At 71.5% G+C, this 11823-nt stretch carries 9 protein-coding genes and 1 pseudogene; 8 read left to right on the top strand and 2 right to left on the bottom strand.

The window, feature by feature from the left end; all coding sequences use genetic code 11:
- Positions 1 to 215 precede the first annotated feature (215 nt).
- The 7 genes from ACFWEJ_RS21040 (at position 216) to ACFWEJ_RS21010 (ending at position 10140) form a co-directional block, all read left to right on the top strand.
- Positions 216 to 1328, top strand: a complete 1113-nt coding sequence (locus ACFWEJ_RS21040) for a Gfo/Idh/MocA family protein (protein WP_377231137.1) — start codon at positions 216 to 218, stop codon at positions 1326 to 1328.
- A gap of 696 nt (positions 1329 to 2024) precedes the next feature.
- Entirely contained in the window at positions 2025 to 3353 is a 1329-nt protein-coding gene (locus ACFWEJ_RS21035; RefSeq protein ID WP_377231136.1) for an ABC transporter substrate-binding protein, read from the top strand.
- A 2-nt stretch (positions 3354 to 3355) separates the two neighbouring features.
- The gene (locus tag ACFWEJ_RS21030; RefSeq protein ID WP_377231135.1) at positions 3356 to 4342 is read left to right on the top strand and encodes a carbohydrate ABC transporter permease; all 987 of its coding nucleotides are present in this window, start codon (positions 3356 to 3358) and stop codon (positions 4340 to 4342) included.
- The gene (locus ACFWEJ_RS21025) at positions 4339 to 5241 is read left to right on the top strand and encodes a carbohydrate ABC transporter permease (protein ID WP_377231134.1); all 903 of its coding nucleotides are present in this window, start codon (positions 4339 to 4341) and stop codon (positions 5239 to 5241) included. The genes ACFWEJ_RS21030 and ACFWEJ_RS21025 overlap by 4 nt, the downstream gene beginning before the upstream one ends.
- 5 nt (positions 5242 to 5246) lie before the next feature.
- A complete protein-coding gene (locus ACFWEJ_RS21020) occupies positions 5247 to 6023 on the top strand; it encodes a Poxvirus protein I5 (protein WP_377231133.1) in 777 nt (258 codons plus the stop codon).
- Between the two features lie 111 nt (positions 6024 to 6134).
- Positions 6135 to 8603, top strand: a complete 2469-nt coding sequence (locus ACFWEJ_RS21015) for a rhamnogalacturonan lyase (protein WP_377231132.1) — start codon at positions 6135 to 6137, stop codon at positions 8601 to 8603.
- Positions 8604 to 8820: 217 nt separating this feature from the next.
- Positions 8821 to 10140, top strand: coding sequence for a serine hydrolase domain-containing protein (locus tag ACFWEJ_RS21010; RefSeq protein ID WP_377231131.1), 1320 nt, complete (start codon positions 8821 to 8823; stop codon positions 10138 to 10140).
- A gap of 80 nt (positions 10141 to 10220) precedes the next feature.
- Here the strand turns inward: ACFWEJ_RS21010 and ACFWEJ_RS21005 are convergent, their stop codons facing one another.
- The gene (locus tag ACFWEJ_RS21005) at positions 10221 to 11243 is read right to left on the bottom strand and encodes a LacI family DNA-binding transcriptional regulator (RefSeq protein ID WP_377231130.1); all 1023 of its coding nucleotides are present in this window, start codon (positions 11241 to 11243) and stop codon (positions 10221 to 10223) included.
- A gap of 69 nt (positions 11244 to 11312) precedes the next feature.
- Here ACFWEJ_RS21005 and ACFWEJ_RS21000 point away from each other — a divergent pair, with 69 nt between their 5' ends.
- Complete coding sequence (locus ACFWEJ_RS21000) at positions 11313 to 11690, top strand: L-rhamnose mutarotase (protein ID WP_377231129.1); 378 nt, start codon at positions 11313 to 11315, stop codon at positions 11688 to 11690.
- Positions 11691 to 11718: 28 nt separating this feature from the next.
- Here ACFWEJ_RS21000 and ACFWEJ_RS20995 read toward each other — a convergent pair.
- Positions 11719 to 11823: pseudogene (locus tag ACFWEJ_RS20995) on the bottom strand (proton-conducting transporter membrane subunit); the annotation flags it as partial.

The raw sequence follows: 11823 nt of genomic DNA, 5'->3' as shown, positions 1-11823 counted from the left end.
GGTCCAGGCTGTCGCGGGGCAGAGGTCCGACACATCGAGCAGTACGACGGCCGGGGATTGGGGTGGGTCCGTAAGCGCCCCGCTCCCGGCCGGAGTAGCGGGAAAGCCCTTTCCATAGGTCGGTCCCGCGGGTAGGGTTCCTGCGGATCGGCGCGGCGGGGTCGTGTCGACTCGATAGAGTGATCGATCACACGCGTCGACGAGGACGGAGCACAATGAGAGTCACGATCCTGGGCACAGGTGCCATCGCCGGAGCCCACGCGCGAGCGATCGCGGACCTGCCGGCGCACGGCGTGGACGCGACCCTGGTGCACGCCGTCGACATCGACGCGGCGCGGGCCGAGGAGTTCGCCCGCGAGCACGGCGTCCCCGGGCACGGGACCTCCCTGGAGGCCGTGCTGGGCGAGACGGACGTGCTGCACATCTGCACGCCGCCGGGCGTCCACGCGGACGTCGCCGTGGCGGCGCTCGAGGCGGGTGTGCATGTGGTGGTCGAGAAGCCCGCCACGCTGTCCCTCGCGGAGATCGACCGCATCGCGGCTGCCGAGGCCGCCTCGACGGCGTCGTTCACGCAGGTCGTGCAGCACCGGTTCGGGCACGGTGCGTGGCAGCTCCGCCGCCTGCTCGACGACGGCGCGCTGGGTCGCCCGCTCGTCGCGACGTGCGACACGCTGTGGTTCCGCGGGCCGGCGTACTTCGAGGTGCCGTGGCGCGGCCGCTGGGACACCGAGGGCGGCGGGCCGACGATGGGCCACGGCATCCACCAGTTCGACCTGCTGCTGGCGACGCTCGGGCCGTGGTCCGAGGTGACGGCCCTGGCCGGCCGCCTCGCCCGGCACGTCGACACCGAGGACGTCTCGATGGCGATCGTCCGCTTCGCGAGCGGCGCCATGGCGACGATCACCAACTCCCTGCTGTCCCCGCGGGAGACCTCCGACCTGCGGTTCGACACCGAGGCGGCGACGATCGAGCTGTCGCACCTGTACGGGTACACCGACGCCGACTGGACGTTCACGCCCGCCGTGGGCCGGGACGACGTCGCCGAGCTGTGGCAGCCGGACCCCGAGGCGCTGCCGTCGGGACACCTCGCCCAGTTCGTGCCGACGTACCGGGCGTTCGCCGCGGGCGAGGCGTTGCCGGTCACCGCGGCCGACGTGCGCGGCACCCTGGAGCTGGTCGCCGCGATCTACCGGTCGGCGTTCACGGGTTCGATCGTGCGTGCCGGCGAGATCGGAACAGGTGATCCGTTCTACGCGTCCATGCGCGGCACAGGCCCGAGCTGGCCCCCGCTGAAGGACACGCCGACCCCGGCTGCGACTGCGAGCTGACGCCGCCGCAGGTCGCTGCCCGACGGCGCCGCCGCCGGCCGCCGTCGAACGTAGGCCTGGTCGCTCCATGAGTGCTCACACGCCGACGACTCCTACGTTCGACGGCGCGCCACCGGGCCGGCGCCGTCGGGCGCTGGGCATTGGCCGCTGTGGCGCCGGCCAGCGCGCCGTCGGCTAAATGAGCGCGGGTCTAGTTGCGGAATCTGCGCTCAGAATGCAACTAACTCCGCGCTCAATCAAAGTTGGCCTTTGGTGCTGAGCAGTGAGCGCGGCCCCGGGCGGGACTGTCGCTGCCCGACGGTCCGCCGCGAGTGCGACGTCGAACGTAGGCTTGATCGCTCTCTGAGCCCCCATGCGCCGAGGGTTCCTACGTTCGACGGTGCGGCGTGCCGGCACCGTCGGTCGCCGGGCGCTGGGCGTCGGCCCAAGGCGTCGGCTGCTGACCGCGGGTCTGGTTGCGGAGTCCGTGCTCAGAGCGCTACCAGCTCCGCGCTCGCCGTCGGGCAGCGGCTTGTACTGAGCACCAAGTGCGGGTCCGGGCTGGTTCTGTCGTGGCCCGGGTTCCAACGATGCAGTTCGTTACGAATTCCTGACCTGGGGCTCTGGACAACGCTTCCCGTAGCGGTATTGTATCGATTCAGTCGGCCGTCGAGGATGCAGCCGGCCACCAGCAGCACACAGAGCAAGGAGGCTCACGTGGTCCGCACACGCACCACCACAAGGACGGCGGCCGTCCAGGTCACGGCCCTCGCAGCGGCATCGGCCCTGGCCCTCTCGGCCTGCGGCGGCGGTACGACGCCCTCGGCCGAGGCAGCGCCGGTAGCCACCGACCGGGACATCGAGCTGTCCCTCGTCTGGTGGGGGGACGACGACCGTGCGGCCCGGTACGAGGAGGCGGTGGCGCTCTTCGAGGAGCAGCACCCCAACATCGACGTCCAGACGCAGTTCCAGGCCTGGGACGACTACTGGACCGCCCGCAGCACCGAGGCCGCCGGCCAGACCCTGCCCGACGTCTTCCAGATGGACCTCGCCTACATCCACCAGTACGCGTCGAACAACCAGCTCCTGGACCTGTCGAACCAGCTCGGCGTGAACCTGAACACCGACGACTTCGACCAGACGGTGCTCGCCTCCGGCTCGGTCAACGACGGCCAGTACGGCATCCCGACCAGCACGAACACCCTCGGCATGATCCACCACGACGACCTCCTGGACGAGCTCGGCATCGAGCCGCCGCAGGAGGGCCTGACCTGGGACGAGTACGACGCCTGGATCCGTGAGGTCAGCGCGGCGGGCGCCGACCACGACCCGCAGATCTACGGCGGCACCGACTACACGGGCACGCTGTGGCTGTTCATCCAGTGGCTGGTGCAGCAGGGCAAGACGGCGTTCGCGGACGACGGCTCGCCGGCCTTCGAGAAGGCCGACCTCGTCGCCTGGGCCGAGCGCACCCAGCCGCTGCGTGACGACGGCGTCTTCTTCCCCGTCGAGCGCGCCAAGCAGGTCGAGCCCCTCACCGGCATGCAGGTGGGCCAGGCGGCGACCGAGATGACCTGGGACAACATGATGGCCGGCTACTCGGCCGGCGCGGGCAGCGAGAACCTCGACCTGCTCCCGGTGCCGACGGGCGCCGACGGCTCGGCGCAGTTCTGGAAGCCGTCGATGCTGCTCTCGTCGTCGGCGTCGACGCAGGAGCCGGACGCCGCCGCGGCGCTCATCGACTTCCTCGTGAACGACCCCGAGGTGGGCAAGATCTTCGGCACCTCGAAGGGCGTGCCCGCCGTGGCGGCCCAGCGAGACGCCATGGAGGTCGAGGAGGGCTCGATCGACAGCAAGATCGTCGGCTACGAGGAGCACGTCGCCGAGCGCGTCACCGAGGACACCCCGCTGCCCGTCGAGGGCTACGGCGTGGTCGAGGCCGAGTTCAAGCGGCTGGGCGAGGAGCTGTCCTACGGCAACATCACGCCGGAGGAGTTCGCCGACCAGTGGTTCCAGAGCGCCGAATCGAACCTCGGCGGGTCCTGACCATGTCCGCGACCACCACCGAGCGCGGCCGCTCGGCCGGGCGCGGGAACGTGCGGGGGACGGCGACGTCGTCGTCCCCCGCACGGGGCGGCGGCAAGCCGCAGCGCGACCGGTCCGACGTGAAGGCCGGGTACGCGTTCCTGTCCCCGTGGCTCCTCGGGTTCGTGCTGCTGACGGCCGGCCCCATGCTGATGTCGCTGTACCTCGCGTTCACCGACTACAACCTCTTCCGGGCCCCCACGTTCGTCGGCATCGACAACTTCACCGCCCTGTTCGCCGACCCGCGGTTCCTCAAGTCCGCCCAGGTGACGGCGGTCTACGTGCTGGTGGGTGTGCCGGTCAAGCTCGCGGCGGCGCTCGCCGTCGCCCTGCTGCTCAACGCGAAGCACCGCGGCCAGGGCGCCTACCGCTCGATGTTCTACGCGCCGTCGCTCATCGGGGCCAGCGTGTCCGTGGCGATCGTCTGGCGCGCCATGTTCATCGACGACGGCATCGCCGACCAGGTCCAGCAGTTCTTCGGCCTGCCGGCCGGCGGCTGGGTGGGCGACCCGAGCATGACCATGCCGATGATGATCCTGCTCGCGGTGTGGCAGTTCGGCGCCCCGATGGTGATCTTCCTGGCGGGGCTCAAGCAGATCCCGCAGGAGCTGCACGAGGCCGCCGCCGTCGACGGCGCCGGGCCGATCCGCCGGTTCGTCTCCGTGACGCTGCCGATGCTCTCGCCCGTGCTGTTCTTCAACCTGCTGCTCGAGACGATCGGCGCGTTCCAGGTGTTCAGCTCCGCCTTCATCATCTCGGGCGGCACCGGCGGACCCGCGGACTCGACGCTCTTCTACACGTTCTACCTCTACCTCAAGGGCTTCACGGAGTTCCGGATGGGGTACGCCTCGGCCATGGCCTGGGTGCTCGTGCTCGTGGTCGGCATCATCACCGCCGTCCTGTTCCGCACCTCGCGTGCCTGGGTCCACTACACGGGAGACGTGCGATGACGACAGCGACCACAACCGCCCCGCGTACCGACGTGAGCCGCTCCGCCAGCGCGACGGCGACACGGCGCAAGCGCCTGCGGTCCGTCGTGTTCCACGTGCTCGTGATCGCCGTCGCCGTGGTGATCCTGTACCCCGGCGTGTGGATGGTCATGAGCTCGTTCAAGCCGAGCGGCGACATCGTCGGCAACGTGAACCTGTGGCCCGAGACGTGGACGCTGGAGAACTACACGTCGGCGCTGAGCGGCATCGGCGGCGTCTCGTTCTGGACGTTCGTGCTCAACTCGCTGATCCTCGCGGTCGGGTCGGTCGTGGGCATCGTCCTGTCGGCCACCGTGTCCGCCTATGCGTTCGCGCGGATCAGCTTTCCCGGGCGCGGGGTGTACTTCGCGGTGATGATCGGCACGATGCTCCTGCCGTTCCACGTGGTGATCATCCCGCAGTACATCCTGTTCAACTCCATGGGCCTGGTGAACACGTTCGTGCCGCTGCTGGCGCCCAAGTTCCTCGCCACGGAGGCGTTCTTCGTTTTCCTCATGGTGCAGTTCCTGCGAGGGCTGCCACGTGAGCTCGACGAGGCCGCGCGGATCGACGGCTGCGGGCACTGGGGGATCTTCCGACTCGTGCTGCTGCCGCTGATGCGGCCGGCGGTGATCACCAGCTCGATCTTCGCCTTCATCTGGTCGTGGAACGACTTCCTCGGCCCGCTGCTCTACCTCAAGCGGCCCGACACCTACCCGCTGCCCATCGCGTTGCGGCTCTACGTGGACCAGACGTCGGTCTCCGACTACGGCGCGCAGATGGCCATGGCCGTGCTCGCGCTCGTGCCGGTGCTGCTGTTCTTCGTGGTCTTCCAGCGGTACCTGGTCGACGGCGTCGCGACGCAGGGCCTCAAGGGCTGACCGCCGTGAGCGCACAGGAGCAGGCCGACGAGCCCGCCGCGCCGGCCCGCGGACGCCGTCTGGCCGGCGAGGGCTGGTTCCCCCTGCTGGGGGAGACGCTGCTGACCGGGCTGCTCGTGCTCGCCGGCAGCCTGGCCGTGGTGACGGCCCCGGCGGCGCTCGCCGCGGGGGCCGCGCACCTGCGGCGGCACCTCGGCGGGTACGACACCTCGGTCCGCTCGTTCTGGCGGGACTGGGTCGCGGCCGTGCGCGGGCTGTGGGTGCTGGGCGTGCTGGTCCTGGGGGTGGCGGTCGTGGTGGTCGTCAACTCCGGGCTGACGGCGTCCGGCGCGCTGCCGGGCGCCGCCGCCGTGCGCTGGGTGACGTGGGCGGCAGCGGCCTGCGCCGCGGTGGTCCTGGTCCGCACGACGGCGGCGTGGTCGGACGGCGGTGCGGGGACGGACAGCAGCGCTGGGAGTGCGGCTGGGGCGGGCGCCGAGTCCGGCCCCGGGGCGGACGGCGGCGCCGCGCTGGGTGCTGGCGCCGGGAGCGCGGCAGGGGCCGGGAACGGCGCGGACGACGGGAGTGCTGTTGGCGCCGGTGCCGTCTGGCGACTGCTGGCCCGCGGCGCGGCGCGCTCTCGTGACGACCTGGTGGGTTCCGCGCTGCTGCTCGCGGCGCTGGTGATGTGCGTGGTGCTCGTGTGGATGTTGACGCCGCTCGTCGTGGTGACGGGTGGCCTGCTCAGCCTGGCGGCGGTCGCCGTCGAGACCCGGCGCGCGCTGCCGCGCCCGGTCAACTGAAAGTGCGCCTCTACCCAGTCATTGGGCCCGAAACCGAGCTGTTTTCGGGCCCAATGGCGGGGTAGAAGCGCACGTCTTCGTGAGATCGAGAATTCAGAGAGGAATTCGACAATGATCCCGAGAACCATCCGGACCGGAGCCGTGCTGGCGACGGCACTCAGCCTCGGTTTGAGCGGGGTGGGGGCCGTGGCGTTCGCGGCCACCGCCTCGACCGCCGTCCCGGCCAGCACCCTGACGACGGCCCCGGCCACACGACCGGCCACTACCGGCGCGGCCACTACCGGCGCGGCCACCACCGGCGCGGCCACTACCGACGCGACCACCACCGACTCGACCACGGCCCAGGGCGACCCGACCGCCCAGGGCGGGCGGCCGCCGTCGGGCACCGGAGAGCCGGGCATCAAGATCACCGAGAAGCTCGGTCGCGGCCTCGTGGCCGCCTCGACCAGCGAGGGCGTGTTCCTGAGCTGGCGGCTGCTCGCGCCCGAGGTCACCGGCCACACCGACGCCGGGCTGCAGGGCCCGGGCTTCGCCGTGTACCGCGACGGGCGGCGGATCGCGACGGTCACGGGCGCGACCAACTACCTCGACGCCGCGGGCACGGCGGACGCCCGCTACCGGGTGGTGCCGCTGAGCGGCCCGAACAAGGGCCGGGCGGCGTCGGCGGACGTGTGGGGCGACGGCCACCTGGACATCCCCCTGAACAAGCCGGCCGACGGCGTCACGCCCGCCGGCGAGGCCTACACCTACCGCGCGAACGACGCCTCCGTGGCGGACCTCGACGGCGACGGCGACTACGAGGTCGTCGTGAAGTGGGACCCGTCCAACTCCAAGGACGTGTCCCAGGTGGGCTACACGGGCAACGTCTACCTCGACGCCTACGAGCTGGACGGCACGCAGCTCTGGCGTATCGACCTGGGCGTGAGCATCCGCGCCGGCGCGCACTACACGCAGTTCCCCGTCTACGACTACGACGGCGACGGCCGCGCCGAGCTCATGGTCAAGACCGCCCCCGGCACGCGGGTGACTACGTACCGGGACGGGAAGCCTGCCGGGCAGCGCTACGTGCCGATCGCGAAGGACGACCGCGCGGCCGGGGTGCGGGACACCGACGACTACCGGATGTCCGCCGGGGACTACTACGAGCACCTCGTGGACACGTTCCGCGGCTGGTCCACGCGCCCGGAGGTCGTCTCCGGGGAGTGGCCCGCCACGCTGGAGGAGGCGTGGGGCATCGACGCGCGGTGGACCTACCCGCTGTCCGACGCCGACGCCCGCGCCGCCGTCGACCACTTCATCGACGTGTACGCGCCGTCCCGCTCGACGCGCAACCAGCTCCGGCTCTTCGAGGGCTTCGTGATCAGCGGCCCGGAGTACCTCACCGTCTTCGACGGGCTCAGCGGGCGGCCCCTGGAGACCGTCGACTACGAGCCCGGCCGCACCGACGACGGGCTGCGCTGGGGCGATTACGCGATGGCGCGCATCGAGCCGGGCAACCGGGTGGACCGCTTCCTGTCGGGGGTCGCGTACCTGTCCGAGGGCAGGGCCAGCGCCATCTTCGCGCGCGGCTACTACACGCGCTCGACCGTCGCGGCCTACGACTGGAACGGAAAGCACCTGACCCGGCGCTGGCTCGCGGACTCGGGCTGGACGCCCATGTCCAACCCGTTCAACGACAGCCCCCACGGCGTGCCGGGCACCTCGCCCGAGTGGGGCAGCATGACCACGCAGGGCTTCCACTCGCTGTCGGCGGCGGACGTCGACGGGGACGGCCGGCAGGAGATCGTCTACGGCTCCGCGACGCTCGACGACGACGGCTCGCTCCTGTACTCGTCGTTCGACACCCTGCCGGACGGCTCGGCGAACCCCGGGGCGACCGCGGGACTGGGGCACGGCGACGCCATGCACGTGACCGACATCGACCCGGACCGGCCGGGGCTGGAGATCTGGACCGCGCACGAGGGCGCCACGTGGGCGCCCTACGGCTCGGCGATGCGCTCGGCCGAGGACGGCGAGGTCCTGTTCGGGCGGTACTCCGGGCGGGACACCGGCCGCTCGATGATCGGCGACGTGCTGCCCGACGTGCCGGGCATCGAGGTGTGGGCGTCCATGCCGGACGGCACTCTCGGGTCGGGCACGCTGAGCGCCACGGGTGAGCAGGTGTCGACGTCGACCATGGGGACCAACCAGTCCGTGCGGTGGGCCGGCGACGGCACCACGCAGATCGTGGACGGCGCAGACCCCGCGGTGCCGACGATCAAGGACTGGTCGCGCGGCGTCGTCGCGACCCTGGACGGGACGCTGACCAACAACGGCACCAAGGGCAACCCGTCGCTCGTGGCCGACGTGCTGGGCGACTGGCGCGAGGAGGTGCTGGTGCGCACCACGGACTCGACCGCGCTGCGGCTCTTCACCACGACCGAGCCGAGCGACATCGCGCTGTACACGCTCATGCAGGACCCGCAGTACCGCGTCGAGGTGGCGCGGCAGCAGACGACGTACAACCAGCCCTCGTACCCGAGCTTCTACCTGGCCTCGGACACGGACTGGTCCAAGGTGCCGATCCCGGGCCGCCCCTGAGCGTAGGCGCAGCCTGACTTCGGTCGGTTGCCTTGAGATCGATCGGTTGAAGGACCGGTCTCAAGGCAACCGACCGATCTCGCGTGCCTGCCGGCCCCCACCTCAGGAGGGTCCCTCCTGGGGTGGAGGGGATGTCCAGGATGTCCTTCGTGCGGGGGATCCGTCTTTCGCCCGGTCCCAACAGACTGACGGGGTGCCGAGACGAAGGAGCATCCCCATGAATGCACACCGCCGAGTCAGAGCAGCCCTGGGCGTGGTGGTCGCCGGAGCGCTGCCGCTCACCGGTGCTGGCATTGCGACGACGGCGTCCGCGACCGCGGTGCTCGCGACGCCCGCGGTCACCGCGGAACCCGCCGCACCGGCGCTGGGCGTGGACGCCGCGGCCGCGATCGACGACCCGCTGGCGCTGCCCCGCCAGCTCCAGGACGCGGCCGAGCAGGCCGCCTCCGCGCCGACCGCCCGCGCGCGGACGACGACGGACGCCGGCATCCGCCGTGAGCTCGACCAGGCCGTCGCCGGCCTGGTGGACGACGGCGCCGTCGCCGTCACCGCGCGCGTCGAGACGCCGGACCTGACCTGGGCCGGCGCGGACGGCGTCCGCGAGCTCGGGGGCCACGCGCGCGCCCGGGCTGACGACCCGTTCCGCGTGGCGAGCAACACCAAGCCCATGATCGCGACCCTCGTGATGCAGGAGATCGAGAAGGGCACCTGGACGCTGGACACGAGCGTCGAGGACGTGCTGCCCGGCGCCCTGCCGCGGGACGTGACGATCGAGCAGCTGCTCAGCCACACCTCGGGCGCCCCGACGGCGTCGGAGTACCTGATCCTGGACAAGATGCAGGACCCGGCCGACATCGACGAGTACTTCGAGGTGCTGGGCGAGCACTACTCGGACGGCGACCACGTCCGGGCCGTGCACACCGCGCCGTGGATGCTGGAGCCGGGTACCGGCTTCTCCTACTCCAACGCCGGCTTCGTGACGCTCGGCATGATGCTGGAGAAGGTGAACCGGACCGACCTCGACGAGCTCCTGGAGGAGCGCGTGTTCGAGCCGGCCGGCATGCGCCGCAGCGACTACCCCGAGACGCCGCAGAAGCGCGGGCCGTTCCTGCACGACGCCGCGTACACCGGCGCCGACGGCGCGGGCTGGTACTCGATCGCGCACTTCGACCCGACGCTGTTCCGCGCGGCGGGCGCCGTGACCAGCACGACGAAGGACCTCGCGGCCTTCAACGAGGCCCTGGTCACCGGTGAGCTCGTCGCGCCGGAGACCGTGACCGACATGCTGACCCCGCGCAGTGCCGAGCTGATCGAGTACGGCCTGGGCACCTACCGCCTGCCCGACCCTTGCGTGCCCGGCGAGTACCTGTACGGGCACGACGGCGCGAGCTTCGGCACGCTGAGCGTCAACTTCACCTCGCTCGACGGCGAGCGGCAGATCGCCCTGGGCGTGACCGGGCGCAACTTCACGGCGGACCCGGAGGCCCTGTACGACCTCAACGAGCTGCTGGTCCCGATGTTCGAGGCGACCTGCTGACCTGACCCCGACGACGTGTCAGACCCTCAGGTCCCTCGGGCGACCTGAGGGTCTGACACGTCGGGGCTGCGCCCGCGTCGTCAGCCCACCGAGGAGCTGGAGCCGCGCACCACCAGCGTGGGCTGGAACATCACGTGCTCGGCCGCGGCGTCGGGACCGTCGAGCAGGAGGTCGGCGGCGCGGACCCCGATCTCGTGGGTCGGCTGGCGCACGGACGTCAGGGGCGTGGACAGCTCGGCGGCGAACGCGACGTCGTCGTACCCCACCACCGCGACGTCCGCGGGGACGGCGATGTTCTCCGTGCGGAGCGTGCGCAGCACGCCCAGCGCGACCAGGTCGTTGACGCAGAAGACGGCGGTGGGCCGGTCGCCCGACTCCAGCAGCCCGCGGATCGCGGCCTCCCCGCCCTCGGCGTTGAGGCTGGAGACCGTGACCTCCACGAGCGCGGTCGCCGGGTCCAGCCCGGCCGCGACCAGCTCCTTGACCACGCCCTCGTACCGGTCGGCGCACTGCCGGATCGTGTGCGGGCCGTTGAGGAACGCGATGCGCGTGTGCCCCTCGTCGAGCAGGTGCCGGGCGGCGAGCTCGCCGCCGCGCACGTCGTCGACGGCCACGGAGGAGATGCTCGGGTCGGACGACGGTCGGTCCAGCAGCACCACCCCGGTGCCGCGGCGGCGCACCGCCAGGAGGTGTTCGATGTCGTCGGTGGCCGGCACCACCATGACGCCCTGCACGCCGTGCTCCTCGAACAGGCGCAGGTAGCGCTGCTCGCGGTCGGGCTTGTCGTCCGACGACGCGACCATCAGTGTGAAGTCGTCCTGGTCCAGGCGCTGCTCGATGCCCCGCGCGACGTCGGTGAAGAACGGGTTGGCGATGTCCAGCACGATGGCGCCGACGGTGGTGATGGTGCCCGCCCGCAGCTGCCGGGCGGAGCCGTTGCGCACGAAGCTCAGCTCGTCGATCGCGGCCTCGACCCGCTCGCGCGTGCCGGGCAGCACCCGCTCGGGGCGGTTGAGCACGTTGGACACCGTGCCGACGGAGACGCCGGCGGCGCGGGCGACGTCGGCGATGGATGCTCGGCGGTGAGCGGCCGGCTGGGTCATGGAGCGCCTCCTTGCTTCGGGCTACATTATGAACCGATTCATGGCGCAGGTGGTCGAGGAGGACCGGACATGTCGAGCAACACGGCGGGCGCACGCGTCTGCTTCACGTCGCGGGTGCGCGCGGACCGGCTGGAGGAGAATCGGGTGGCCCACGCCGCCGTCTGGCCGCAGATGCTCCGCGCCCTGCGCGACACGGGCTGGCGGGACTACCACCTGTTCCTGCGCGACGACGGCCTGCTGGTCGGGATCCTCGTGACCGACGACTACGAGGCGGCGCAGCGCGGGATGGCCGCGACCGAGGTCAACGCCCGCTGGCAGGCGGCGATGTCGGGCTTCTTCGTCGACGAGGGCAACCCGGACGACGGCTTCGTGCTGCTGGACGAGGTGTTCCACCTGGAGGCCCAGCTCGCGGCCCTCCCGGCCAACGCCGCGTCCGACAACCTCTGACCCGTCGGACGGCCCCGCCGTCACTCCCCTTTGAGGCCCGGGTTTCCGCCGCGCTCGGCTTGTGCTGCCAGAACCCGATCAGCAGGTACGAGGCGACACCGACGCCCTCCCAGCCGACGTACAGCAGGAGGTA

Source organism: Promicromonospora sp. NPDC060204 (genome assembly GCF_042728455.1).
GTDB lineage: Bacteria > Actinomycetota > Actinomycetes > Actinomycetales > Cellulomonadaceae > Promicromonospora.
Note: the sequence above shows the minus strand (reverse complement) of the source record. Positions and strands in the feature narration are given on the sequence as shown.

Excerpts from the sequence above, each read along its gene's own strand:
- ACFWEJ_RS21015 (WP_377231132.1), top strand. The coding sequence starts at position 6,135 with ATGATCCCGAGAACCATCCGGACCGGAGCCGTGCTGGCGACGGCACTC.
- ACFWEJ_RS21025 (WP_377231134.1), top strand. The coding sequence starts at position 4,339 with ATGACGACAGCGACCACAACCGCCCCGCGTACCGACGTGAGCCGCTCC.
- ACFWEJ_RS21000 (WP_377231129.1), top strand. The coding sequence starts at position 11,313 with ATGTCGAGCAACACGGCGGGCGCACGCGTCTGCTTCACGTCGCGGGTG.
- ACFWEJ_RS21010 (WP_377231131.1), top strand. The coding sequence starts at position 8,821 with ATGAATGCACACCGCCGAGTCAGAGCAGCCCTGGGCGTGGTGGTCGCC.
- ACFWEJ_RS21040 (WP_377231137.1), top strand. The coding sequence starts at position 216 with ATGAGAGTCACGATCCTGGGCACAGGTGCCATCGCCGGAGCCCACGCG.
- ACFWEJ_RS21030 (WP_377231135.1), top strand. The coding sequence starts at position 3,356 with ATGTCCGCGACCACCACCGAGCGCGGCCGCTCGGCCGGGCGCGGGAAC.
- ACFWEJ_RS21005 (WP_377231130.1), bottom strand. The coding sequence starts at position 11,243 with ATGACCCAGCCGGCCGCTCACCGCCGAGCATCCATCGCCGACGTCGCC.